At 39.1% G+C, this 26,136-nt stretch carries 24 protein-coding genes and 2 pseudogenes; 19 read left to right on the top strand and 7 right to left on the bottom strand.

Features of this window, described 5'->3' with window-relative positions:
• The 5 genes and pseudogenes from P4S61_RS17740 (at position 1) to P4S61_RS17720 (ending at position 6,132) form a co-directional block, all read left to right on the top strand.
• Entirely contained in the window at positions 1-1,149 is a 1,149-nt protein-coding gene (locus P4S61_RS17740) for a 5-(carboxyamino)imidazole ribonucleotide synthase (RefSeq protein WP_337118778.1), read from the top strand.
• 47 nt (positions 1,150-1,196) lie between these two features.
• Positions 1,197-1,421, top strand: a complete 225-nt coding sequence (locus P4S61_RS17735; protein ID WP_145233348.1) for a DUF2798 domain-containing protein — start codon at positions 1,197-1,199, stop codon at positions 1,419-1,421.
• A gap of 114 nt (positions 1,422-1,535) precedes the next feature.
• On the top strand, positions 1,536-2,369 hold the full coding sequence (locus P4S61_RS17730) for a YeiH family protein (protein ID WP_442961575.1): 834 nt from the start codon (positions 1,536-1,538) through the stop codon (positions 2,367-2,369).
• Positions 2,366-3,535 (top strand): endonuclease/exonuclease/phosphatase family protein, encoded by a 1,170-nt coding sequence (locus P4S61_RS17725; RefSeq protein WP_337118777.1) that lies wholly within the window; start codon positions 2,366-2,368, stop codon positions 3,533-3,535. The genes P4S61_RS17730 and P4S61_RS17725 overlap by 4 nt, the downstream gene beginning before the upstream one ends.
• A 105-nt stretch (positions 3,536-3,640) precedes the next feature.
• Positions 3,641-6,132: pseudogene (locus tag P4S61_RS17720) on the top strand (prolyl oligopeptidase family serine peptidase).
• Positions 6,133-6,159: 27 nt separating this feature from the next.
• Here the strand turns inward: P4S61_RS17720 and rrtA are convergent.
• Positions 6,160-6,747, bottom strand: coding sequence for a rhombosortase (gene rrtA / locus P4S61_RS17715; RefSeq protein WP_149981163.1), 588 nt, complete (start codon positions 6,745-6,747; stop codon positions 6,160-6,162).
• 88 nt (positions 6,748-6,835) lie between these two features.
• Between rrtA and ggt the strand changes: the two genes are divergently transcribed.
• From ggt to P4S61_RS17700, 3 genes are all read left to right on the top strand, one after another.
• Positions 6,836-8,626, top strand: coding sequence for a gamma-glutamyltransferase (gene ggt / locus P4S61_RS17710; protein WP_337118776.1), 1,791 nt, complete (start codon positions 6,836-6,838; stop codon positions 8,624-8,626).
• A 161-nt stretch (positions 8,627-8,787) separates the two neighbouring features.
• A complete protein-coding gene (locus P4S61_RS17705) occupies positions 8,788-10,482 on the top strand; it encodes an NAD-dependent malic enzyme (RefSeq protein ID WP_145233359.1) in 1,695 nt (564 codons plus the stop codon).
• Between the two features lie 126 nt (positions 10,483-10,608).
• Positions 10,609-11,319 (top strand): SIMPL domain-containing protein, encoded by a 711-nt coding sequence (locus tag P4S61_RS17700; RefSeq protein ID WP_145233361.1) that lies wholly within the window; start codon positions 10,609-10,611, stop codon positions 11,317-11,319.
• An 8-nt stretch (positions 11,320-11,327) separates the two neighbouring features.
• Here P4S61_RS17700 and P4S61_RS17695 read toward each other — a convergent pair whose 3' ends face one another.
• Positions 11,328-12,677 (bottom strand): DUF2254 domain-containing protein, encoded by a 1,350-nt coding sequence (locus P4S61_RS17695; protein ID WP_145233363.1) that lies wholly within the window; start codon positions 12,675-12,677, stop codon positions 11,328-11,330.
• A 478-nt stretch (positions 12,678-13,155) separates the two neighbouring features.
• Between P4S61_RS17695 and P4S61_RS17690 the strand changes: the two genes are divergently transcribed.
• The 4 genes and pseudogenes from P4S61_RS17690 to P4S61_RS17675 all read left to right on the top strand — a co-directional run bounded on the left by P4S61_RS17690 (position 13,156) and on the right by P4S61_RS17675 (position 15,737).
• Positions 13,156-13,530 carry an MAPEG family protein gene (locus P4S61_RS17690; RefSeq protein ID WP_145233364.1) on the top strand — a complete coding sequence of 125 codons (375 nt, stop codon included), beginning with the start codon at positions 13,156-13,158 and terminating at the stop codon, positions 13,528-13,530.
• A complete protein-coding gene (locus P4S61_RS17685; RefSeq protein WP_145233366.1) occupies positions 13,531-14,430 on the top strand; it encodes a transporter substrate-binding domain-containing protein in 900 nt (299 codons plus the stop codon).
• A gap of 5 nt (positions 14,431-14,435) precedes the next feature.
• Positions 14,436-15,065 carry a sulfotransferase family protein gene (locus P4S61_RS17680; RefSeq protein ID WP_337118926.1) on the top strand — a complete coding sequence of 210 codons (630 nt, stop codon included), beginning with the start codon at positions 14,436-14,438 and terminating at the stop codon, positions 15,063-15,065.
• Positions 15,066-15,166: 101 nt separating this feature from the next.
• A pseudogene (locus P4S61_RS17675) lies at positions 15,167-15,737 on the top strand (tRNA-(ms[2]io[6]A)-hydroxylase).
• Between the two features lie 66 nt (positions 15,738-15,803).
• On the opposite strand, the gene P4S61_RS17670 reads toward P4S61_RS17675, so the two are convergent.
• The 3 genes from P4S61_RS17670 to P4S61_RS17660 all read right to left on the bottom strand — a co-directional run bounded on the left by P4S61_RS17670 (position 15,804) and on the right by P4S61_RS17660 (position 20,335).
• Complete coding sequence (locus P4S61_RS17670; RefSeq protein WP_337118775.1) at positions 15,804-18,512, bottom strand: ATP-binding protein; 2,709 nt, start codon at positions 18,510-18,512, stop codon at positions 15,804-15,806.
• Positions 18,513-18,572: 60 nt separating this feature from the next.
• Positions 18,573-19,094, bottom strand: a complete 522-nt coding sequence (locus P4S61_RS17665; protein ID WP_182732069.1) for a hypothetical protein — start codon at positions 19,092-19,094, stop codon at positions 18,573-18,575.
• A 728-nt stretch (positions 19,095-19,822) separates the two neighbouring features.
• Positions 19,823-20,335 (bottom strand): hypothetical protein, encoded by a 513-nt coding sequence (locus tag P4S61_RS17660; RefSeq protein ID WP_337118774.1) that lies wholly within the window; start codon positions 20,333-20,335, stop codon positions 19,823-19,825.
• Between the two features lie 171 nt (positions 20,336-20,506).
• On the opposite strand from P4S61_RS17660, the gene P4S61_RS17655 reads away from it, so the two are divergent.
• Positions 20,507-20,734 carry a hypothetical protein gene (locus tag P4S61_RS17655; protein WP_259397336.1) on the top strand — a complete coding sequence of 76 codons (228 nt, stop codon included), beginning with the start codon at positions 20,507-20,509 and terminating at the stop codon, positions 20,732-20,734.
• A gap of 369 nt (positions 20,735-21,103) precedes the next feature.
• On the opposite strand, the gene P4S61_RS17650 is transcribed toward P4S61_RS17655, so the two are convergent.
• The gene (locus P4S61_RS17650) at positions 21,104-21,382 is read right to left on the bottom strand and encodes a hypothetical protein (RefSeq protein ID WP_064666337.1); all 279 of its coding nucleotides are present in this window, start codon (positions 21,380-21,382) and stop codon (positions 21,104-21,106) included.
• A gap of 234 nt (positions 21,383-21,616) precedes the next feature.
• Between P4S61_RS17650 and P4S61_RS17645 the strand changes: the two genes are divergently transcribed.
• From P4S61_RS17645 to P4S61_RS17625, 5 genes are all read left to right on the top strand, one after another.
• Entirely contained in the window at positions 21,617-21,865 is a 249-nt protein-coding gene (locus tag P4S61_RS17645; protein ID WP_337118773.1) for a hypothetical protein, read from the top strand.
• Positions 21,866-22,809: 944 nt separating this feature from the next.
• Positions 22,810-23,019 (top strand): hypothetical protein, encoded by a 210-nt coding sequence (locus P4S61_RS17640; RefSeq protein ID WP_337118772.1) that lies wholly within the window; start codon positions 22,810-22,812, stop codon positions 23,017-23,019.
• On the top strand, positions 23,012-23,335 hold the full coding sequence (locus P4S61_RS17635; protein WP_337118771.1) for a hypothetical protein: 324 nt from the start codon (positions 23,012-23,014) through the stop codon (positions 23,333-23,335). Before P4S61_RS17640 ends, P4S61_RS17635 begins: the two co-directional genes overlap by 8 nt.
• Positions 23,332-23,766 (top strand): hypothetical protein, encoded by a 435-nt coding sequence (locus tag P4S61_RS17630; RefSeq protein WP_337118770.1) that lies wholly within the window; start codon positions 23,332-23,334, stop codon positions 23,764-23,766. Before P4S61_RS17635 ends, P4S61_RS17630 begins: the two co-directional genes overlap by 4 nt.
• Positions 23,732-24,385, top strand: coding sequence for an ATP-binding protein (locus tag P4S61_RS17625; RefSeq protein ID WP_337118769.1), 654 nt, complete (start codon positions 23,732-23,734; stop codon positions 24,383-24,385). Before P4S61_RS17630 ends, P4S61_RS17625 begins: the two co-directional genes overlap by 35 nt.
• Here the strand turns inward: P4S61_RS17625 and P4S61_RS17620 are convergent.
• Positions 24,378-25,091: a hypothetical protein gene (locus tag P4S61_RS17620; RefSeq protein ID WP_337118768.1), complete on the bottom strand. Its 714-nt coding sequence runs from the start codon at positions 25,089-25,091 to the stop codon at positions 24,378-24,380. The genes P4S61_RS17625 and P4S61_RS17620 overlap by 8 nt on opposite strands.
• A gap of 233 nt (positions 25,092-25,324) precedes the next feature.
• Here P4S61_RS17620 and P4S61_RS17615 point away from each other — a divergent pair, with 233 nt between their 5' ends.
• The gene (locus tag P4S61_RS17615; protein WP_337118767.1) at positions 25,325-26,134 is read left to right on the top strand and encodes a major capsid protein P2; all 810 of its coding nucleotides are present in this window, start codon (positions 25,325-25,327) and stop codon (positions 26,132-26,134) included.
• The last annotated feature ends 2 nt before the right edge of the window (positions 26,135-26,136 follow it).

Genomic DNA, 26,136 nt, shown 5'->3' with positions numbered 1-26,136 from the left:
ATGACTATTTTAATTTTAGGAGCCGGCCAATTAGCACGTATGATGTGTTTAGCTGGTGCGCCATTGAATTTAAATGTGGTTGCGTATGATGTTGGTAGTAAAAAAATTGTTCACCCATTAACTGGGCAAATCTATACTACAATGTTAGAGCAAGCAATTGTAGACGCTCATGCGATCACCGCTGAGTTTGAGCATATTCCTGATGATGTGCTAACGCTATGCTGTGCAAGCAAGAAGTTTTATCCGGGTAAAGCCGCGATTAAAACGGGTGGCGATCGCGCCCTAGAAAAAGCATTACTAAGTAAAACCGCAGTTAAGTGCGCACCATATCAGTTGATCACTGAAAAAGCCCATTTAGAACAAGCCGTTGCTAGCTTGGGTAAGCCATTAGTTATCAAAACCTGTCAAGCCGGTTACGATGGGAAAGGCCAGTGGCGTTTAAAATCAGATGATCAAATTGAGCAGATATGGTCACAAATGGCTGATTTTATTGCCTCCGGTACTGAATCCGCGCCACACACTATTATTGCCGAACAAATGATCCCATTTGATCGTGAAGTATCAATCATTGGTGTTCGCGATAAAAGTGGTAATACCGCTATTTACCCACTTACTGAAAACCAGCATACCAATGGTGTTTTAACCTTATCTATCGCCGGTAAAGAAAAATCTGTGATTCAACAACAAGCTGAAGATGCATTTAATAAATTGGCTAATGAGCTTGATTACGTTGGTGTATTGGCGATTGAGTTTTTCGATGTGGCAGGGCAGTTATTGGTCAATGAAATTGCTCCTCGGGTTCATAATTCTGGTCATTGGACCCAACAAGGCGCGCATTGCAGTCAATTTGAAAATCATATGCGTGCAGTCTCTGGGCTGCCATTAGGTAGCACACAATTGCAGCGTGTTACGGCAATGGTGAATGTGCTCGGACAAGCCGCGATTCCTCAGCAAGTACTAAGCATTGCTGAGGTTACGAGTCATTGGTATGGTAAAACAGCAAAGCCTGGTCGTAAAATGGGCCATATTAATGTATCTGCTGCGAACCTTCATGAGTTAGGTGAACGCTTAGCACAATTGTCGGAGTATCTTCCGGAGGAAGATTATCCAAGCGTATTAGCGGCCAGCACCGCGTTGATTTTAAATTAACTAAAAAAGCCGAGTTTATCTCGGCTTTTTACTTGAGGAATGGTTTTATGATTAGCGCTAAATACAGAACCGTGGTATTCGCTTTTTTCATGGCATTATTTATGTCTGGTTTTATGTCATTGGTAATTTCAATTTTTAATGTTGGTTTAATTGATAACATAGTTTCTATTTGGCTAGCGGCGTGGGCTTTTGCATTTTGTGTCGCATTTCCTACCGTAATTCTTGTAGCGCCAGTTGTGCATAAGCTCACTACAAAGATTGTGCGCTCGTAACGAAGGGATTATTTTGTCTGTGTCTGATCGGATTAAAAAGCCTCTATACTTGCTTTTTTTGGCCTGTGTATCACCCCTTGGATTGGTGGTGGTAGTGCCCTAATTTGTGGCGCGATGTTTGCTATTTTGCTCGGTAATCCATTTGCAGAGCTATCCCAAAAGGCGAGTAAATGGATGCTCAAAGCCGCGGTGGTTGGCTTAGGTTTTGCTGTTGATTTTAATCAGGTGATTGAAGTTGGTCGCAGTTCGCTGGTACTGACCATAGTCAGTATTACAGCGATCATTGGTCTTGGTGAAATTTTAACGCAAGTCTTTAAATTAAATCGTAACACAGGTGTATTAATATCATTCGGTACGGCCATTTGTGGAGGCAGTGCGATTGCAGCGATGGCGCCTGTAATTAAAGCTAAAGATCACGAAGTAGCGATTGCACTTGGTGTAGTGTTTTTATTAAACGGTGTCGGTTTGCTACTATTTCCAACCATTGGTCATTACTTTAGTTTAAGCCAACACCAATTTGGTTTATGGGCAGCGTTAGCTATTCATGATACAAGCAGTGTAGTAGGGGCCTCAGCAGCTTATGGAGCTGTGGCACTAAGTATTGCTACAACAGTTAAGCTCACACGTGCGATGTGGATCATTCCCTACACTACGATTGCAGGTGTCTTTTGGCGCTCAGAAGAAAAGGCCAGCATTCCTTTATTTATTGTTGGTTTTTTAGCTGCTGCATTGATCAATACGTATTTGCCTCAATTTACGGATCTCTGGCAGCTGATCAACACCGTAGCAAAACAACTATTGGTAATGACTTTATTCTTAATTGGCAGTGGCTTATCACTGGCTGTATTAAAACAAGCAGGACTAAAGCCCTTTATAATGGCAATTATTTTATGGATAGTAGTAAGTAGTGTCATTTTGTTATTAATTTTAGATGGATATATCGTATGAAGAAGCAGTTTTCTATCGCCACATTAGCGTGCCTATTAATCAGTGGTTTTTCTAACTCAGCATTGGCCGCATCATCTTTACGTGTAGCCACGTTTAATGTGAGCATGGATGCAACAAATTATGCTGAAAATGATAAGGACGTTGATCCTAATGGCCTGGTAAATGCGTTACAAACAAATCATCCACAAATCAAAAATATTGCCGAGATCATTCAACGTATTCGCCCTGACATTTTATTATTAAATGAATTTGATTATGTCAGCAAAGCGCAAGGCATTGATTATTTTAAAACGCACTACCTTGCTAAAAGCCAAAATAAACAGCCCGCTATAGATTATCCGTACAGCTATGTTGGCCCAGTAAACACAGGTTTGAAAACGCCATTTGATCTAGATAATGACGGCCAAGCAACTGGTATTAAAGGGGATGCATTTGGTTTTGGCTTTTTTGAAGGCCATTATGGTATGGCCGTCTTATCTCGCTACCCAATTGATTTTGATAAAATTCGTACCTTACAAACCTTTAAATACAAAGATATGCCAAATGCTAAAATGCCAATTGATCCAACTACAGGTGAAAATTGGTATAACAACGAAGAGTGGCAAGCTTTGAGGCTCAGCTCAAAATCGTTTTGGGATATTCCGGTTACTGTAAAAGGTAAAACGCTGCACGTTATTGCATCGCACCCAACGCCTCCTGTATTTGATGGTGCTGAAGATAGAAACGGCTTACGTAATCATGATGAAGTACGTTTGATTAAAGATTATATCGCCAGCGCAGATTACCTCTATGACGATCATGATGTCAAAGGCGGGTTAGCTGAAAAATCACGATTTGTTATAGTCGGAGATTTAAATGCGGCTCCTGAAGGAGATAAAAAACGCCCAGATACAACGAATCAACTTTTAAAAAACTCATTAATAAATAGTCAATTTACACCAACTAGTAAGGGCGCTAAAACCACTTACAGTGAAAAATATGCTGCGGCTTACACAGCTTACTGGCAAGCTCGTGCAGATTATGTTTTGCCTTCAACTTATGGCATTGAAGTCCATGACGGTGGGGTATTTTGGCCAACTAAAAGTAGCGAGTTATACCGGTTAATTAAAGATCGTAATGCATCGTCAGATCATCGCATGGTGTGGTTAGATATTTCTATAAAGTAACTTGGTTATTAAACAGCAAAGTTTGGCTGTTTGTCTGAAATAATTGCTATTACATAGGCGCTTCTGCTTAAATTGGGGGAATTACAATAACCTTACAGAAGCCCTATGATTTTTAAATCTTCTACTCAAAAAACCTTAATTGCACTTGCCGTAGCATCCAGCGTTATGTTGTCCGGTTGTCAATCAACCGCATCTACCCCTAAAGAGCAACCACAATCAACTGTTGCCAGCGTTGTTGTAACGCCTGCTGATACAGGCAGCAGCGCGATCACACTTGAGCAAGCAATGGCTCATCCTGATTGGTTAGGCCGCCAAGCAGAGCGTGCGTTTTGGGCTGCTGATTCAAAAACAGTTGTCTATGCGCAAAAACAACAAGGTAATGAGCTTCGAGACTTATTTACACAAGCTGTTGATAGCCAAGCGGCAAGCCAAGTAGCGTTAAATAAGTTGCATACATTAGGGGCTGGTGATGCTGTTTATTCAGTGGATCGTACACAGCAAGCCTATGTATTTGAAGGTAATATATTTGTAAAGAACATCAATACAGGTGCAATTACACAAATTACTCACGACAGTGCTAAACAATCTAAACCACAATTTTTAACTGATGGTAATTTAGCTTATCGTCAAGGAAACACTTTTTATAAAGTAGATTTGGCAACGGGACTGCAAGCTGAGCTTGTAAATCTTCATTTGAGCGATGCACCAAAAGGAGTTACAGAGCCTGAAACTTACATCGCTAAAGAACAGCATAAACTGATTGATTACATTGCGCTGACTCATAAAAATAAAAAAGATAAACAAGCGCGCAAAGAGCAACTCAACCAGCAAAATAGTTCAATTGCCGATGCTCAGTTTTACTTAGGTAAAGGCAATGAGTTAGCCGATGTGCAGTTATCACCAAATGGTAAAGCATTAATTGCTGTTGTCACTGAGGCCAAACCTTGGCGAGATGAAGCCGACATCATGCCAAACTATATTGCTGATGATGCACGGGTAAAAGCTGAAAAAGTACGTCGTCGTGTTGCTGATGAAAAACCACAAACCTCGCAAGTTATCTACATAGATTTAACTGAGCAAACGCAAACAGCACTCGCATTTGATACCTTACCTGGTTTTGATGAAGATGTATTAGCGGCAGTTAAAAAAGAAAACTATGCCCGTGACGGCAAAACATATGAATCTAAAAAAGAACTTCGTGCTATCAACCTAATGATGGATTGGGGATGGGATCAAAGTGCTATCGTCTGGAACAAAGCCGGCACGCAAGTCGCGATTATGCTTGAAGCATGGGATAACAAAGACCGTTGGTTAGCTACTGTTGATGCTGAAAATTCCAAACTTGTTTCACAACACCGTTTACACGATGATGCATGGGTTAACTATGCTTATAACGATTTTGGCTGGTTAAATAATTCAGATACCTTGTATTATTTATCTGAAGAAACTGGCTATAGCCACCTATATAAAAAACCACTCAATGGTAAAGCAACACAACTTACCAAAGGTCAGTTTGTCGTATCGAACCTCACACTAACAGATGACGACAGTGCAATTTATTACAAAGCCAATGTTGAGCATCCTGGTCTATATGAAATCTACCGCGTTGATCCACAAACGGCAAAATCAGAGCAAGTAACCAACTTAGACGGTATGACCGACTATAAATTAAGCCCTGATCAAAGCAAATTATTGTTAACACATTCCAAAATCATGGCTCCACCAGAGTTATATGTTGCTGATGCAAAAGCGAATACAACTGCAACGCAGCTAACTCATACAGTATCGAGTGAATTTTTAGCAAAACAATTAATTGCGCCTAAAATTGTTGCGGTACCGTCAAGTCATACTGAACAACCGGTATACGCTAAAGTATATTACCCAGCAGACTATGTAGAAGGTGAGAGCGGCAAAAACCGCAAAGCGATCATTTTTAACCATGGTGCAGGTTATCTACAAAACTCACACATGGGTTGGTCAGGTTACTTCCGCGAATTTATGTTTCATTCATTACTAGCCTCTGAAGGTTATGTAGTGATGGACATGGATTATCGTGCATCAAAAGGTTATGGACGTGATTGGCGTACGGCGATTTACCGTCAAATGGGTACCCCAGAAATTGAAGATTTAGCCGATGGTGTTAAATGGATGGCTGAAAATGCCAATGTTGATACCGGTGCTGTGGGTACATATGGCGGCTCTTATGGTGGCTTTATGACCTTTATGGCGTTATTTACTCAGCCTGATTTATTTCAAGCCAGGGCTGCGCTTCGTCCAGTTACCGATTGGGCACACTATAATGGTCCATACACATCAAACATTTTAAATCACCCAGATGTTGATCCAATTGCGTATGAAAAAGTTCGCCTATATATTATGCGCAGGGACTTAAAAACCGCTTATTGATCAACGCCCCTATGGTTGATAATAATGTGTTTTTCCAAGACTCAGTACGCTTAGTACAGCGTTTAATTGAGCTTGAAAAAGAAAACTTTGAAACGGCTATATTTCCAGTCGAACCACATGGTTTTGTACAGCCTTCTAGTTGGTTAGATGAATACCGTCGTATTCATAAACTATTTAAAGAAAGTTTATAAGCACTAAATTTTTAGACAACGCCAAGCTTATGCTTGGCGTTTTTTTATATAATTTATCAGCAGTGGCGTTGCGAGTACTATTCCGCCAATTGCACCTATTAAGTGAGCATCAACAGCAACCCGAGAGGCAATTAATTTACTCACTTCAGCACTGGGGCCATGAAATTGTTCATAAGCAATTTTAAGCCAAATACCGATAAACAATAAACCGCCGCTTTTCATGCCAACTTCAATATCTTTGATTGCCCCCCACACAATTACACCATGCAGTAGTGCACTCAATCCGGTGTAAATGTGAATGTCAGGACAAAAAAAGTAAACACCAATACCGCACCAAGCAGCCAAAAATAAGGTGTGCAATGCATATTGCGTCGGTTTTGTATGCTCAGCATGTAACGCCCATATCAGTACGATACCGGCACAATTTAATGCTAAGTGCGCCCAGTTAGCATGCACATATTGGCTCGTGATCAAACGCCATACTTGGCCTTGGTCAATGAGCTGGCGATTAAACTCTAAAACATCATTTAAATTAAACGCTGCAAATAGGGCGCTTAATGCCATTAAACACAGCGGGGGTAAAATATATCGGGGTTGAAGTGGTAAATTGACCATTTTATTCTTATTTTTACAGCAAAATTTTGCATATTGTGCCCGTTTAACTTTAAGATGCCAAACATCTCAATGCAATTAAGGTCTTTTTATGTTTTTACCTTTTAAAACCAGCGTCGTCTTTAGTTTAACTCTTCTCACTTTACCTGTTTTAGCCACTCAAACACCACGAGAAGTACGCGAGCCAGAAGCCGCTACAGGCCATCAACTTAAGCAACATGTAACTGGTCAGCAGTATATGGTTGCTGCGGCAAACCCCTATGCTGCTAAAGCAGGACAAACCATACTCGCTAAGGGCGGCAGTGCAGTCGATGCTGCCATTGCAACGCAATTAGTCTTGACCTTGGTCGAGCCGCAATCATCAGGAATTGGTGGTGGGACTTTTATGCTGCATTTTGACAAAGGTCATAATAAGCTAACCAGCTTTGATGGCCGCGAAACAGCTCCAAGTAATGCTGACGAAACATTGTTTTTAGATGAAAAAGGTAACGCGGCACCTTGGATTGAAGCAGTGGTTGGCGGCCGTTCAGTGGGTGTACCTGGTTTATTGCACGCCTTTGCTAAAGCGCATCAACAATATGGCAAACTTGCATGGGCGGAACTGTTTAAACCGGCCATAGAACTTGCTGAACAAGGATTTGTAGTATCACCGCGTTTACATGCTTTGTTAGCCAAACAAATAAACCCTGGGGTGACAACACTTCCAGTGATCCGTGATTATTTTTTTCCAGATGGTAAACCGCTTGCTGTTGGCACTGTTAAAAAGAACCAACCACTTGCTGAAGTTTACAAAAAAATCGCCAGTAAAGGCATTGATGCTTTTTATAAAGGCGATAACGCTAAGCAAATGGTTGCTGCGGTCACTCATTCTATTGTGGCACCAGGTACTTTAGCATTAACCGATTTAGCTAATTATCAAAGTAAACAACGTGACGCAGTTTGCACCCCGTACCACAGTTATAAAGTATGTTCCATGGCACCACCGAGCAGTGGCGGAGTCGCGGTGTTACAAATTCTCGCTTTGCTTGAAGATAAGAACATGGGTCAATTTAAAGCTAATTCTGCACAAGCCCTGCATTATTTTAGCCAAGCATCGCGACTCGCTTTTGCGGATCGTAATGTGTATATGGGCGACCCCGATTTTGCAGATATTCCTACTAATGAGCTACTCGATAAACGCTATATCGAGCAACGGACAAAATTAATAAGTGAGCGAGACGAAAAAGCCTATGCAGGGCAACCTCGTCCATTACTGAGTTACGCACAAGATGATGCGTATGAATTGCCATCTACTACTCATGTATCTATTGTTGACAGTGAAGGGAACGCGGTATCAATGACCAGCTCAATAGAAATGGCGTTTGGTTCAACGGTTATGGTGAACGGTTATATATTAAACAACCAATTAACCGACTTTGCCTTGTCGCCGCGCAAAAACGGCAAATTATTAGCCAACCGCGTTGAAGCAGGTAAACGCCCGCGCAGCTCAATGTCACCGGTGATGGTGTTTAATAACGATGGCAGTTTACGCTTAGTGGTCGGCTCACCTGGCGGTAGCCGAATTATCGACTATGTCGCGCAAGTAGTTATTGGCGTATTAGATTGGCAACTAACTGCTCAACAAGCCATTGACTTACCAAGAATTACTAATCGTAATAATTATACAAGTGTTGAAAAAGGCACCGCTATAGAGGCGATTATTCCTGATTTACAAAAACGTGGTCATACAGTAAAAGTCGTCGATTTAAACTCTGGCTTGCATGCGGTTGAAGTCGTCAATGGCACTTTATTTGGTGCCGCAGATCCTCGCCGCGAAGGGATCGCTTTAAGTGAGCAAAGTATTGTTCTTAAAGAGCACGAAATGCCAGTGAATAAGCCTTAATTGACATCGTGATTTAATGTACAATCTACTTTTACGTGTGTGTTAAGCGCACACGTCTTATTTTCTCCTAATGGTCTGACAAGATTGAATATCATTGCTTTTTAATATTCAACAGTAATAATGACAGATCGTAACTTAAAGACTTCGTTAAGCTTGGACTTATGACTACAAATACTGACCCAAATTATCTTTATATTCATCACTCAGGCCCAGGTCTGATCGAAACGCCACTCTTAAATAAAGGCAGTGCATTTACTCAAAAAGAGCGTGAAAGTTTCAACCTTGCGGGATTACTGCCTCCTCGCTATGAAACGATTGAAGAGCAGGTTGAACGTTGTTATCAACAATATTCAAGTTTTAAAGACAACCTAAATAAACACATTTATTTACGCGCCATCCAAGATAACAACGAAACACTTTACTATCGTTTAGTGCGTGACCATCTTGAAGAAATGTTGCCTATTATCTACACCCCAACCGTGGGTGATGCCTGTGAAAAATTCTCAGATATTTATCGCAGCGCGCGCGGTTTATTTATCTCTTATGAAGACCGTTATCAAATCGATGATATTTTACGTAATGCGACCAAAGGCAAAGTAAAGGTTATCGTTGTCACCGATGGTGAACGTATTCTTGGTTTAGGCGACCAAGGTATTGGTGGCATGGGCATTCCAATTGGTAAGCTATCACTTTATACCGCCTGTGGTGGCATAAGCCCAGCCTATACGCTACCGGTTATGCTTGATGTAGGAACGAATAACGAAAAGTTATTAAACGATCCTATGTATATGGGTGCTCGCCATAAACGTATTGCACAAGATGAATACGATGAATTTTTAGATCTATTTATTAAAGCCGTTAAGCGTCGTTGGCCAAATGTGTTATTACAATTTGAAGACTTTGCACAACCTAATGCAATGCCTTTATTAAAACGCTACCGTGATGAAATTTGTAGTTTTAATGATGATATTCAAGGCACAGCGGCGGTTACAGTTGGTTCGTTACTTGCTGCATGTCGTGTGAAGAGTGCACAGTTATCAGAACAAAAGGTAGTGTTCGTAGGTGCAGGCTCCGCAGGCTGTGGTATTGCCGAACAAATCATTACACAAATGGTGTCGGAAGGTATTTCTGACGAGCAAGCCCGCAGCCAAGTTTTCATGGTTGATCGTTTTGGTTTGTTAACACAAGGCATGGAAGGGCTGCGCGACTTCCAGCAAGCACTTGCCCAACCTACAGATAAATTAGCTGATTGGACATACAGCGGTGAATACGCGTCATTGCTAGATGTGATGCACTGCACAGCTCCTGATATTCTCATTGGTGTATCAGGGCAACCTGGTTTATTTACTGAGCAAGTTATTCGCGCCATGCATAATGGATGCGAACAGCCCGTTATTTTCCCGTTAAGTAATCCATCTAAGCAAGTTGAAGCACTACCTGAAGATGTGATCAATTGGACACAAGGCAAAGCGATTGTTGCAACTGGCAGTCCATTTGCACCGGTTGTTTATGACGGTGAAACATTTGTAATCCCACAATGTAATAACAGCTATATTTTCCCTGGTATTGGTTTAGGTGTCATTGCGGCGAAGGCCACCCGTATTACTGATGCAATGCTCATGGTGTCGAGTGAAATATTGGCAGAATCATCACCTCGAGCTAATACCGGTAAAGGGAGTTTATTACCTGCACTAACAGAAATTGAAACACTGAGTAAACGCATTGCTTTTGGTGTGGCTAAAAAAGCCATCGAAGAGGGGGCTGCACTTGAGATCAGCGATGATATGTTATGGGCGGCAATTGACAGAAATTACTGGTTACCAAAATACCGTAATTACAAACGTTGTAGTATCTAAGTGATCACTGCTGATTAACTAGTAAATTATCTAGAAACAGGCTTCGGCCTGTTTTTTTATGCTTGTTCATTTTAAATTAACCGCGTACGGTATCTAATAACGTTATTAAAACTATTAAGGATATGTATGCGTTATTTACCATTGTTAGCCGCGACTCTAAGTTTCAATGTATTTGCAGCCAGTACACCAGATGCCCCACACATTTACATTCAAGGCCAAGCGCAAATCTCCACTATTGCCGATAATGTAAGGTTAGGCGTTGCAATTGTTGAAGTTGATAAGGACTTGATGAGCGCTAAACAAAAAGCTGATCAAACTATGGCTAAAGCGATTAAATTAGCACAGCAGCAGGGGATTGATGAAAAAAGTATTTATGGTTCACAAATCTCAATTAACCGAGAAAATCAATACAACCGTGAAACAGGTAAGCAAGACTTTATTGGTTACCGGGTTAGTCGCACACTTTCACTCACACTGACGGATGTAACAAAATATCCATTACTGCTGCAAAGTTTAGTGAACGCAGGCATTAATGAAATAAACCAAACTGAGTTCACATCGAGTCGTTTTGAGTCATTGCAAAAGAAAGTGCAAAAAATGGCAATTGCAGATGCAAAATCAGCGGCAAAAGAATTTGCTGCTGATTATGACGTAGAACTCAAAGGTTTGTATAGTGCTTCAAATGCCCCTATGAACGTATCAGCTCAACCTTATATGCGTGCTGAAAAAACCATGTTGTCAGACAGTAATTCTGGCAGTTTCGTCCCTGATGCCTATCATGCCGGCGAAATCACAATTTCGGCAGACAGTTACGCTATTTATCTAATTAAAAATTAACAGCCAACTCATTGGTGGCGAAATTTCGCCACCAATTTATCTCCCATTTCAGGGGAGATTCTCGCGATAGCATTAAGCATATTAATTATTTGGTCGCGATCATACTGATTACTAATATTCTCATTTACATCATCGATAATAGCATCTAAATAAGTAAATAGACTCTGCGCTGCTTTACTGTTCTGGTGGGTTCTGAACAAAATGTTTTTGAACGCTTCGAGTACATTATTCATCACATAACCATCACTTTTTGCATAGTTGCGGATTGGCGTGAAGTTATCATGCAATAATTCATCAAATGATGTTTCATGGAAATATAACAGTGGCTGTTTATCATCACTATGTTTTAAAGAGTAATTAACGTTATATATGCTTAATCGATCAATGAGTAAAATACTGAGCATATCGATCGCCTTTACCGCAGTACCAGGATCGTTAATACCCGGGCTCATCGCTTTCACTGCAATCTCTGAAATCTGTGTCATTCCAAACCTATAATTGTCACTTACATATTCTTCGATATAAAAAATAAAGCAATTAAGTAGATCTTCAAGGAGTTGCTCGTTATCAGATAAATCATGATTACATTTTAAAAACGGATAGCCTTCAACAGTAAAAAAACCCTGCTTAACTACAACATAAATTTTTATATCATGTTGTTGGCAAAGGGCACATAGTTTATCGCTATTCACGCCTTTAAAGTAACCTTCTGTTTTACTTGAAATACTCGACCAATCGTCAAAGTTAGGAAATACATCGATAGGGTTATCTTTTTGCATGCTAATAATCGATTTCAATTCATTTTTAGTATTCTTATATAAGTCGTTTAATACGTTATCGACTTGAATAGCCCTTGAAATTGAATGGATGAAAAATACAAAAAAGCCTAACGATATCAGGCCAAAAACAAGTGAAAAAAGTATGCCCAATGAAGGAATTCCTATTTCACCATTATCCATAGTCCGGATGTTGATCAGCATAACGATTGAAAAAATAATACTGCCGAGATAAAAGCCCAAAACAAGTTGATGTGATTTACGCGTTATAAGCCCTGGTAATACTCTTGGTGATAGACTTGCGCTGGCACTATTAAGTACCACCATAACCATAGAAAAACTAAAAACAGTTAGCGAAATAATACTACCCGTTAATGTACTTAGAATCGTTCGTGCATTTTCTTCGCTATCAACCAATAGTACCTCAAGCAGCGATTTAAGCTCCATAACAAAAGACGTATACTCTGTAGTTGTTACAAGTACAGCAAACAATAAAAATATCACTGATAATAACGATGGATAGAAACCGATACTACTGACTAATTCTCGGTAATTATCGGCAATTTTTCGTGGAGTGAACATATATGAAACCCTAAGATGACTTAGTTGTTGTACCAACAACAGCTAATTTATGCAGTAAGCTTAACAACAAACTTTGTTTTACGTCTAATTATTAATAATAACGTTTCCAATATATGCATGTTTTATTAGCTGGAGGCTTAAAACTTACTTAGTATATGGACTCCTAATAGCAAGCAGCAAGATGTTGTAACTTTAATTTTACGGACCGCATTGAGCGTCTTGACTACAATATTTGCTTATTGCTTGATATGCGACGAAATCGTCTAAATAATAGACGTCATTGAGAGGGCATTGTATAAGGTCATTCTATTAATCTCAGTAGCAAGACCATACAAAGGTTAAAATAAGTGATGTTGTTTTCTGAGGTTGATTATCATTTGTTATTTAAATAACAATAGTTGTATAGTAATACGAATTATTAGGGGGACTTGGCAATACACAAGTTCTTATAAACTATTAGATAAAAATTAGGTTTATTGTGATCATATCTTTCTACGCAGCCATATTAGCTTTTATGTATATTTATTTAAGTATAAATGTTGTAAAAGTGCGAAAAGCAAATCAAATATCATTAGGTACTAACGATAACCAACAACTACTGAGAGCAACGCGAGCTCATGGTAATTTTATTGAATACGTACCTTTCGCGCTGATCCTTATTTTTTTAGCAGAGTACCAAGGTTTAAGCAGTCATTATTGCCATCTTTTAGGGACTTTATTAGTATTTGGTCGCGTATGCCACAGCATTGCGATTAATGATAATACCTTAAAACTTAGAGTTATAGGCATGCTATCAACCTTTGCAACCCTCGCGTTAAGTGCAATTGCGTTACTGCTCGGTCGTTTTTTCTAAATGTTTTGTACATGGCTTGCACTTTCTACATCATTGATAGTAAACCCTGTTAGTGCAGCTGTTGATCATAATGATCCGCGTCAAACACTGAATGTTATTTATCCTAAGCCAGAGCGTGAATACGAACTAGATAATTGGTATCCGCTAGAGTTACTCAAACTTGCACTAAAATATAGTGGCCAAGCGTATACCTTACAATCATCGATAAAAATGGTACAAAGCCGTTCTTTAAAAGAGCTAGAACACGGTGAGCTGGTTAATGTAGTATGGTCAATGACAAGTATAGAAAGAGAGCAGTTGTTTAAGCCTATTAGAATTCCAATTTATAAAGGTTTATATGGTTGGCGTTTACTACTTACTACTGAAGACAAACTTTCATTATTTACAGCCGTAAAAATGCCATCTGAACTTAAAAAGCTTTATTTTATTCAAGGACATGACTGGCCAGACACGGTAATTCTAAGCGATAACGGTTTTCAAGTTTCAACATCAACAAGTTATGACTCCTTATTTAATATGCTTGTTAAAGGACGTGGGGATGCATTTCCTCGCTCAATTTTAGAAGTTGATTGGGAATTAAAGCAGCTTGATGCAAGCGATCACATTACTACGGTGCCTAATGTCGTTTTTAATTATCCAGCAGCGATCTACTTTTTTGTTAACTCGCAGCGCGATGATTTACATAATGCAATTAAAATTGGTCTAGAAAAAGCACATCAAAATGGTGAGTTTGATAAATTATTTAATCGCCACTTCGCTGAAATTATTGCAAGCGCAAAATTACAAGAAAAAATGATTATAAAATTAGAAAATACACATCTTCCTCACTTAACTCCTATTAACAACAGTGCATTATGGTTTACTCCAGAAAAAAGCATTCAGTTCCACAAGTCATTATGAATCCAATAACTAAAATCTTTATAATTGGCCTACCTCGTACGGGCACAACCAGTGTATGCCATGCATTTTTACAACTTGGTTTTAGTTGTGCCCATACAGCCTATACCAAGCAATGTTTTAACCAAGCGCAAGTGATTGCTGACACACCAATTTTTAATGATTACGAATATTTAGATTCACTTTATCCAGGTGCTAAATTTATCTATTTAGAGCGGGAAGCAGAAAAGTGGCTGCCTTCAATTCGCCAATTATTACTGAGAATGCACACCAACTTAATGCGAGAGGATGGGGGTTTTAACCCACATATTAAGCGTTGTTATCTGCATACCTTTGGTAGTTTTTCTATTAATGAGTTACACAATGATGCCTATTTACAACAATGCTATGAGCAACACAAAAGTGCTGCACATAACTATTTTGCTAAGCGAGCAGCTGACTTTTTATCAATAGATATAGCCCATCCAAAAAGTTTTAATCAGCTTTGTGATTTTTTGCAATTACAAACTGAACTGACAAAGTTTGAAAAAATGAATATTGGCGGCAAGGTAACAGCTTGGAATGCAATAAAGCATCCACTAAAAGTTGCATCAACAGCAAATGGTAAAATCGATAAATATCTATACCCAACATCTTGATAAGAAGTAACTACTCAAGGTAATTAAAAATTATTGCTGTAACAAGATTTTGTAGTTCAATTGCGTTAAAATCTCGCCATTAGTTTTTAGGTAAAATATTTATGTTCGAATTAAAATACCACACTCCATTTGCATGGACCGAAGCTGTGATGGCAGACTTTGACACCTTTTTACAAGATCATGCCGCTGCAGAAAAAAGCGTCCGGTATGGCTATGTCGATGTTGTCGCATTATCCAGATCGCCGCAAGCTTGTAAAAGCAATGACCGATTTAGCACTGGAAGAAATGATCCACTTTAAACAAGTATTAAAGCTATTGCTTGATCGTGATGTTAACTTAGGTAACGACCAAAAAGATCCGTACGTAAAAAAAATTCGCGCGATTTTTAGAAATGGCCGCGATGAATTTTTAATGGATAGATTATTAGTAGGTGCCGTAATTGAGGCGAGGGGACACGAGCGTTTCTCTTTAGTTGCACAAGCATTACCAGTCGGCAAAGAAAAAGATTTTTATGTGGCAATAGCTAAATCAGAAGAAAAACATAAAAACTTATTTGTCGAGCTGGCTTATGAATATTTTGATAAAAATGAGGTCGATTCGCGATTAGAAGAAATTCTTATCGCTGAAGCTGAAATATGTAAAAACATCCCATTTACTGCGGCGCTGCATTAATCAGATCAGCGCTTGATAGTGCACGTTGAAGTGTATAACCGCTGAGCAGCAACAGCTGCCATATGTTCAGCCATTAATTTGGCTGATATTTGCTTGTATGTAACTCACTTTTTTGAATTTTTTTGGTTGTAAGATCACTGGAAATTGGGCTACTACCTTAGTCCCTTTGCTGCTAGAGCTTCGCTTAATAGGCAGTTTATATTCTTTTGCAATACTATTCATCACGTAATAACCTAGGCCAAAATTTATAGAGCGGGTAAACATTGATAGGCCTTTACCGTTATCTAGTACCTGCAATATTAACTTGTTACCGATCTTATTTAAGTGAACTGTTATTTTAGTTGCACTTGCATGTTTAAATATATTCTCAACAGCATGGTATAACACCGCATAAATATCACACTGTAATTGTTTAGTAAGAACTTCATTACCAAGCGTGATATTGAATTCCGACTCAATACCATCCCTTGATAAACATTTAATATGTAGCATATCAATCGCTGTAGCCAAGTCGTTCTGCCCAAGGCTTGCATGGCTATTAGCAATAGGGCTTAAAATTTCATGTGCTTTTTTAAGTTTATCAAGGCCTTTACATACCATTATTTGATCTCCGCCACATAAATCTATGCCGTTTGCTAAGTTTATAGCAGCAACACTTAGCCCTTCACGCTGTAATTGCTTTTGATGTGACTTAAAAACACGGTGAAAACTCTGCAACCAAAAGAATACAAAGCTAGCAACACCTAAAAATAAGCTAATTAGTATTAAAGCATAAAACCACAAAGCACTATTTGAGCTATACCAAGGCCCACTTACAAAAAAATTGAAAGACTGTGGCTTACTCCACATACCTCCATTAACTTTGCTTCTATATTCTAATGTGTAATTATCAGGGTTTAGCTTATTTAATTGTATTAATGGGGTAGGGATATCATGCCATTCACTCATATTTAAGCGGTATTGATAATTAATGTGATCGCTAAGCGTGTAGCTATAATTAGTCAAAGCTATATCAAGCCAGCCAGAGTTATTCACTTTTAACGTTTCTGGATTTAAGTACGTTTTAGTGTTTGTTCTTATATAACTAATACGACTATTTGGTATAGTTTCTTGCTTTTTTCTTTCAACTCTTATTACGCCTTGGTTGCTAACCGCAACAATTTTATCACTAATACTTAATATTCCATTTGGTGTAAAAGAATGATCTCCTGTACCTTCTAAAAGATTAGTGTAAGCATCATCCATACTAAACTTGTGAATACCATGGTTAGTAGATAAATAGAGCTCTTGGCTCAATGAATGTAGCTCATTAATATATAGCGGGCTTACAATAGATTCCCACTGACCGTTAATTTTTCTAAATAAACCGCTGCCGTAAGTTGCAGCATAAAGTGTATTACCTAACAATTGAATATCTGCGATAGGTGCATATTTTTCAAGTTCAATCGAGGCATCACCCCGTTGATTAAAAGATATCAACCCCTTTTCATTAGCAATATAGAGTATACCTCCAAGGTTTTTAGTTGCCCAAGCAGTCTTATGCGATAGAAATTTATTGATATACCCTGAATCGAGTTGCGAAAGGGCTAAATCAAATATTTGAACTCCCTCATCATTTGTGGATAAGTAAATCTGTTTATTAATAACTGCTAAGTTAATTACATAACCTTTAAAGAACTGAGTAACAAGCTGTGTAGTCAAGTTAATAGCATATGCACCTAAATTAGTAGTAACGAACAGCGTGTCACCTTCTTGCTGTAATGCAGTGACAGAAAAACCAAGTTTTGAGATTTGCTGATTCAAATTGTTAAGAGCAGAATAGTGACCGTCAGAGTAAATATAAAGCCCGTTATCAGAGCCTATCCAGGTTTTACCATTTACTGTTGCGATCACATTGTAAATCGAAGCAATTGAAAGACGATCGAGTCTGACCTTAGATGAAACGACCTCAAAGCTATTAACATCTAATGCCCATAAATTTTGTTCATCATCAACAAACAAGTCTTTATATGCTTGAGGATGGGAGTTTATGCCTTTTTGTAACACTGATAGTTGTGTTATTTCAGCTTGGTTTATAGAGCCACGGTCTACATAATACAAAAAATATGGAGGTGAAAAGCGCAGATGTCTTGCACTTGTAATGTCGTCATTAACAATTTTTATGTCATTCAAGTATGAATATGATGTCATATGATCATTTAAAAAATAAATCACTCCGTAAGGTGTAGCAACTATCTCTCCGTCACTAACATGTGTGTCATCAATTAATCGTACACTCCTATTATTAATCACGTAGACACCGTCATTTGCCATAATGTACCCATGGTTGGCTGAGGCAGATACATCAAACATCTTATCTTTTTTACCAAGCGGCTCAGTAACTTCAAATGTTTCTAGATCAAGTAACGTTAATTGCTCTCTAGCTAACATAAATAAATATGTATTATTTACTGCCAGCTTTCTAGCTGCGATATCACTAAGTTTAACGGCTTCAAGCGTATTTAGATTAAATTGCCACACCTCTTTATCTTTATAGGCTATATACAAATAACCTGGTGATTGAAAGATAACATCACTTGTCCAACGCTTAGGTAAAATAGAGATACTCGAAAGGTTTAGGTAATGACTACCATCGAAACGATAGACACCATCATGTGAAGAAAAATAAATATTCTTGTTATTATCTTGGGTAGCGGCATTCAAATGCTGCATGTTAAATGCAAAACAATAAGTGCTACTCAACATAAAGAAGATTAAAAATAGTAACTTGTTCATAATGGTGTCCATTTTATTATTATTACCAATCAAATTGGCTTACACATTTCCTAGTGACCATTATTGTGCCGATGTTGGCCTGTGATCTCTAGAACCACAATATGGCTTTACAATTGGTAACTCTACGTTTAAATCATCAGAACGTTCAGATGTTAATGATTCCGCTTGATAATTTAACGTTTTTTTAACCCCTTTTGATATAGTACTTTTATACCAATTTTCATGAGCATTTTCAGGAGGAGTTACAACTAGAAATGTAGGCTTTCGAGGGTCAGCTTCATTTACTTTAGTGTTCCAACTATGCAAAACCTGATCACCTGCTGCGTTGCCGTACATACTTGCAAATGCAGTAGCAAGTAAATGCGCACCTGCATCACTGGTTATAATCATCGCCGTTTTAGAAAAGTCACTACCACAATCAAAGCTCATATCAACATTAAGCAATGAATTATCTGGTAGTAAAATATCTGCACTCATATATTGAATAACTGCACGATCTGCTTGAGGAGCAAGGGCTGCAACATTACAAATCGTTAATGTTGCACACAGTAAAGTTGCAATTTTAAATGTATTTTTAAGCATATTAATATCCTTTTTTACGCCATAGACAAAGATCCATCTGCAACAGTATCAACAAATACCTCACTCATGACAGTCAAAAGCTTTTGAGTCAGTATTGTTGTAACTTTTGCACATCAGAAGTTCACGTCTTGTAGGCAATTTTTTATAAAGTAATTTCTCTAAAACTTTTTCAACCAAAGTGTTAGCTACTAATCACTAATATTAGTTGGAGAAGTTCTGAGCTAGTTTTATTAACTTCATCTATTTCAACTGCCAAAATGCATAAATAAAGTTCCAGTGAATATTTTTTAAGGTACATACTAACAATTGTCCACAACACGGAGTGTTCTTATGTATGTGAATACAATAGCTACATGTAGTAAACCTTTATCATTATTTACTGCTAACTTTTCTTTTACTTTTTCTAAAATACCGAAGTCAACATCATCGATATTATCGATATTATCGATAATGTTATTTAGCAAAAAATTTTGCATAGAATTAATTTAGCATGACTTCTGAAAAAATGATATTTGAAGAAATAAAGACCATTATTAGTCACTCTATGTAAATAACTATCACGAATATTGAATACGGCATTAGTTTGGAGCTATATCACTCATGATGAGCATAAAGACTTTTAAATGAAATTTTCAGACAAACTCGCATCTGCAGGTTATTCTATTGGTATTTAGTTAATGCAGAAACAATCCAATAGTGGCCGGAGTAGGGGGTTACCGTTAATATTTTTATTCTTTATTGTGCATTGTAACGGTTTGTTTAATAAGCTCAGATGTTAATTGTAGAGTTGTAGATTCAGATATTGATTTATTTGCAGATAGTTGGCAAATATAGAATAATCCCATGTTCAAAAAAGCAGTTCGTTCAGTAGTTGTTGTTAAAATATTTGCAGTTTGCTTAATTGAACCAGATAACTCAGCCAGCGCAAGCGCTTTTTCAGAACTAGTGCCTTGACTAGTTGAGACACTTTCGGCAGTTTTGGACAAGTTCAAAATAGCTTCTGAAATAGTTGCTTCACCTTTGCTATCGGTTGTTTTAATAGCTAATGCAGTTTGCATGCAAGCTCTAATTGTTCCATCTGGATCGTTTAAGATAACTGCAGCACTGGTATCTGGCTCCCAAACAAAGAGCGTACCAACAGTTTGTTCATTTTTATCGGCAATAGATATATAGGATTTTTTAAAGTATGTACTGCAACCACAAAGTATAGATGTAACAGCAATAATAGAAATAAGTTTCATATCGTACTCCTTTACATTAGTAACTAATATAAACATGGTTTACAAATATAATTATGTAAAGTTAAAAATGATTAGTAAGTAAATATGGTTGAAATTTAAGTAACAGCAGCAAAGTTAGCGCTTAAAAAGTCGATACCAGATAGCTAGCAATTAACGCTAGGGCACTTGCCTGTGAATATACTAAACGGAATGTCACGTAAAAACGCACCTATATATAGTAGCGCTGTTACAGTTAGCAGCACTCAAGTTGAAAAGTTCTTAACTGGCCAACTGGCAATTGAGCAAGTACACGAACTAATGAACGCTGTTCAAAAACCAAATACGTTTGCTTATATAGGCAACCAAGTAAAAATATCGTACCAAGATTTTATGATCACGGCAGAGCTAGGCCAGGGTTAAATACCATCATAGCTGCCGGTAAAGTTTAAACATCGGCAGCTCATTATAGTTGTGTGTAAATGAGCAGTGCTCAAAGTCAGCTAATATAAAACAGCTTTTAAAGTGCGTTTAGAGTCAAAGTTAAACAACCAGCCATTAACAATTAGTTATGTGTGAGTTAGGTGTTTGAAATTGGTGTAACTGATTTAATCTAAATTTGCATGCAAATAGGGAAAATAGCGTTTATTAATCACGGTAATTAGGTTGTTACTTATAAAACTCACTCTATTTAACATAATCTTTCTGTTAGGCTGCGACCGTAGCTGTGTCCCTTGCTGCGCCTTACTTTGTATATTTATTCCCCGCCATTTTGACGGGGGATAAAATGACCTAAGCGACATACTGGCGCCATAATTTAGCGCGTTCTGTATCACCAGCCTTTTCAGCCTTAGCTAACTCTATGGTAGCTACTATTTTCAAGGGTTCAGGGTGTTTACCAATCGTTGCGATCATTAAAGCGTTATCTTCACTAAATTCATTGATTCCTTGTCTTATCTTGGATATTGCTTGTTTTGATACACCTAGCAAGCTGGCTGTCATATAGTCGGACTCAATGTCCACGGTGGCTTTAAACCAATCGAGTAGTTCAATCGAATTGCTTATTTTCATAACTTTTCTCATTCAGGCCGCAGGTGCAGAAGCATAAAATAATCTAATTTCAGGGCTTTGCAAGGTAACTTGGCAATTGACTTGGTCGATTGGCAAGTTACTATTGTGTGGCCTCGGCAGAGGTATCATTCAGGTCAGCGGGGCGGCTGAGAGGGTCGCAGCTTTCAGTTTAGCCCCGTCTTCTTAATTTGACATGAATGGTTACTTAAAACGTCCCTGAATGGATTAGAAGCGATGACACAAGCAACTAAAAATTTAAGCCTAGAAACGGCTTTAAACACAAAAATAAGAGTTTCCTTTGATAATGGTATTGCTAGCTCAGATGGTGGCATAGCCGTTTACTTTGACGCACTACTTTTCAATGATGACATTGAAGTAATTTATTTGGTACGTGGTGGTGAATTTTGCGGATCCTTTCAAGTACTCCCCCAGGAATACCTAAAGCTTAAAGAAGAGGCTAAAGCCCTCAACCTAATTACCTAACCAGCCTTGTGCTGGTTTTTGTGTTTATAGCTAAAGCTATCAAGGTAGCTTTAGCTATAAATACACTCGTTAAATAAACGGTTGCGGAGCTTTAGCGCTTAAATTGGATCATAGAGTTTTGTGGTTTAAGCGCACCGCAATAGTGGGGGTTGAGTGCTCCAATAGGGCTATCACGGGAACAATACCAACAGCCCTACCTGTACGAAGCGATAACATTTTTGGCTAGGATAAGCGCCCAACTGGGGTAATTGGAGACTCGCAATCTCCCGCACATAACCGTTAGGAACACGGCCAACGTTATGAGAGTGAGCAGGGGTATCAGGGGTGCGTAGGTTGAAAGCACTTGAATAGTCACTCTTGCGGTACGTTTACCACGACAAACCGCCATCCGAAGCAACGGCTTACCAGTACGCACTAAATTAGCGTGTACTGATAAGCCCCTCAAGCGGCTAAGGGTGCAGCGCCTACATTGTAATTAGCATAAGTACCGATTGAGTTCGGTTAATCTTATAGCGGTTTACAAGGGGCTTGCTGCACCCGAAGCGCAGCGAGGGGCAGCAAGACTATAAGAGTCTCCAGCCCTTTTAGGGCGCGCATCATAAACTAGGAGAATAGCCCCGCAGGGGCCATCCTTTTTCTGGGCTGCAATGGCTCTTTATTGCGGCCCATACAACCCTAGGCGTAAGTGAGGAGAAAAGCCCCGCAGGGGCCAGCATTTGGCCCGCCGCAGGCGAATAAAAAAACTGACCTGTTTTGATAAAAATGCAAATAAAACTTATTGGGCGGTGCGGTATGTGTGTCAACAAGACCCGAAGGGGCTTTTGTCCACATATCCACGGCTTATTGTATTGTGCGGTAAGTGTGGCAATAAGACGCGTAGCGGCTTTTGTCCACTTATCCACAAATTTCGTTTTTTTCGTTAAAAAACAGGTGGTTAAAGTTAAATGTCTGATTCTAAAGAAAAAATCCATGCGCAATTTGAATCAATCCTGGTGCTTGAAACAGAAGTAGCTGCAAGTAGTGCATTCAACGTCAAATCTAAAGCCTTAGAACTCGCTAAAGCCCAACGCAGGCTGTGTGCGTTACTCATGAAAGAAGTGATCACACTGTCGCACAATGTAGAGCAGCTACAACGGGAGCGCAGCAATGGGTAAAGCCGTATTAGGTAAAATCACCTGCCCGCACTGTGGCAGTGAAGATGCAACCGTTCACGAACAAGCCAGCCGTTCAGCCCGTTTATATTATCGGTGTATGGACGGCCCACACGGCCCATGCGGCACCATTCAATGTACATTACCAGGCGGGCAAAAATTCATTCGTGACAATATGCGCCAACTTAACGGCGTAGAAATTGACGAAGCTGCCCACGAAGCCGCCGAAGTTGCCCGCGAGGAGCAAACCAAAGCCGCCACAACACCCACCCGTAAAAAAACCTTTATGGATTCACTCTTTGGAGAGGATGACACATGAGCCTAAAAACTGACGTACCAGAGCAAACAATTGATGATATTGCGGCCCGTTTAGGTAGCCCTGATTTTGGTGATTTTGGTGATTTTGCTGATGATGAAAAAAGTCCCGAAATAACTGATCAGGTTATGGCTGAGCAGGGCGAAAAGCCCAAAATTAATGCCGGTGATCTGCTTAGTACCATGGTGGTGTTCGGCACTAATTACCTAGCGGCTCGCCGTGGTGAGCATTGGGTACTAAGCGAAGATGAAGCGCGAGGGCTAAGCCATGCCATTGATGAAGCCATGCCAGACGTTGAAATGTCGCCTATGTGGGCGCTAGGCGCTGTTTCAGTGGGGATATTTGGCCCGCGCATAATGACCGATATTAACCTAGACAAAGTTGAGGAGGCAAACGAGGATGAAGAGACCACCGACACCCCTAAAACGCCATGATGCCAGTTTAGAAAACCGCAATGTGTTAATTGTTGGCGCGTCAGGTAGCGGCAAATCAGCGTTTTTGCGTGAAACTGTCGACTTTAAACAAAAGCGGATCATTGCATGGGACCCTGACGAAGATTATTCATTACCCCGCATTCGGACTATGGCCGCGTTTGAAAAGCTGGTTAAAAAATGCGGTTTTGGTCCTATTCGTTGCGCGCTTACGGTTCGGCCCACAGAAGAAAATTTCGAGAAGTGGGCGGCCTTGGTCTTTGCTATTTGCCACCAAGCGGCCCCGATGGATATTTTAGCTGATGAAATAGCCGATGTTACTCGCGTTGGTAAAGCCCCGCCTAATTGGGGGGAGCTATGTAGAAAGGTGCGTAAATACGGCGGTAGGTTGCTTGCAATCACCCAGCGCCCACAAGAATCGGATAAAACGATACTCAACCAGGTTGAATTTATGTGGTGTGGCGCGCTGAAATCCGCAGCCAGTTATAAATACATGGCCGCAGAAATGGGGGTAACTGTTCAGCAGTTGCAAACGATTAAAAACATTCACCGTAAGCAAATACAGTATTGGATCCGTAAAGGAACCGACAAGGCTATGCTACAAACGATTGAGTTTAGATAACAGTTCTAATAACTGACATGACATTCTGAAGCAATACACAGAATGATAATAAAAAGCCGGAAAGGTACAATACAAGAATTATCAATCTAAGAATTGGTTTTTGGTCATCAAAGATCTTAATGGTAAATTCAAATATTGCTTTAAACCTTTCTGGCGATAAGTTGTATAGCGTATCAGTTTGTTTTTCAAACGCTTTTGGGGTTTGACTTTCTATTTTTTCAACAGATTTATTATTCAAGTGAGCAACATAAGAATTTGCTATAGATTCTGGAGTTGTATTTTTTAATTCTGCTTCAGTAACAAACTCTTTGTAAAAATTGCGCTTTGTATATACTTTTGTCTTCCTATCTATTAATAAATTTTTCAAATAAGAACCTAGCTGAATAACGCTCTTTCCATCATCTTGAAATTCATTAATATTTTTATATTTCTTTATTATATCGGGACAAAATATCGCATATAAAAATTGAGCTAATGTAAATGTGAGTGCTGAAAAAAAGAACAGCTGCCAACTAAATGGTAGTGCCAAATTAAGTTCTATAGTTACTTGCCCTATAGTGATAGGTAGAACTTCAGTAATTTTATTTAAACTTTTGGCTAGAATTGGCACTATTATTATCCAAACATATGAGATTTTTACTAGCTTAATATCTGCCATGCTTCTTATTACTGACCAATGAGGGATATGATCTTTCCAATTTGTCATTATTTTATCCATAAATTTTTTCTTCATTTTAGCTATAAGTAAAGCTTAAGCAAACCAATATATTACTATTTACTCTCCAGGCTCCATTACCGTGCAACTACATTTGGAGCCGCACATATGTTTACTAAAAATCGTTTGATCACAGTTGGTATGGCATTAGCCGCTTTTGCCGTTATCAATAAAGTACGCGCTTTGCGTCCTGTTAAAAACTTAATTAACTAGGAGCAATTTACATGCGCGAAATTTCAAAAATGCCAAGTATTACGGGTGTAGAAGCTGGTAACACTGTATCGCTAGACGTCCCCGTTGGCCTGACTTACGACAAAATCCATCTGAAATACTCAGGTATGACCGCCGCCCAGCTTAAAAACATTCGTATTGAGCTAAATGGTAACTTGCTAACAGAATACAAAACCTTGCAAGACTTACTGAATGAGAACAACACCTTTAAGCGTGAAACCTTAAACGGCTATGCAACTTTCCATTTTGTACGTGATGAACTAGAAAGCGCACAAGGCCCTAAGCTTGTTGAGCAACGCTTTTTTGCATTGGGTACCGTTGGCCTTTCAACTGTGCAAATCAAGTTTGATATTGATGCCGCTGCAACAGCACCAACGCTTGAAGCATACTGTGAAAAATCAGCCCCCGCTGTGCCTGGTTGGTTATTCAAACGCCGCTCGTATATGAAAAACCTGCTCAATGGCCGCACAGAAATTGAAAACTTGCCAAAGCCACCTGGTGCGCACATTGGTCAAATTCTTATTAAAGCGCCAGGCATTACAGGCGTTGAGTTTTTGGTTGATAACGTGAAATGGCGTGATGCTATCCCACTTGAGTTACACAACCATATTCTTAAACAAAATGGCCGTAGCCCACGCGTTGATGAGTATTTGATTGATTTCATGCTCGAAGGCGATATGTACGGCAGTTTAAAGTTAGATGCAGCTATTCGTGATATGCGCTTAAAAATTGATTCTGAGACTGAAGGTCAATGTGAAATCGTTGTTTACTACTTCTCAAACTACGCACAATCGACTTTCTAAGG

The organism is Pseudoalteromonas sp. B160, from assembly GCF_037162485.1.
GTDB lineage: Bacteria > Pseudomonadota > Gammaproteobacteria > Enterobacterales > Alteromonadaceae > Pseudoalteromonas > Pseudoalteromonas rhizosphaerae.
The sequence above is the reverse complement of the archived record's forward strand: the minus strand, read 5'-3'. Positions and strand labels throughout refer to the sequence as shown.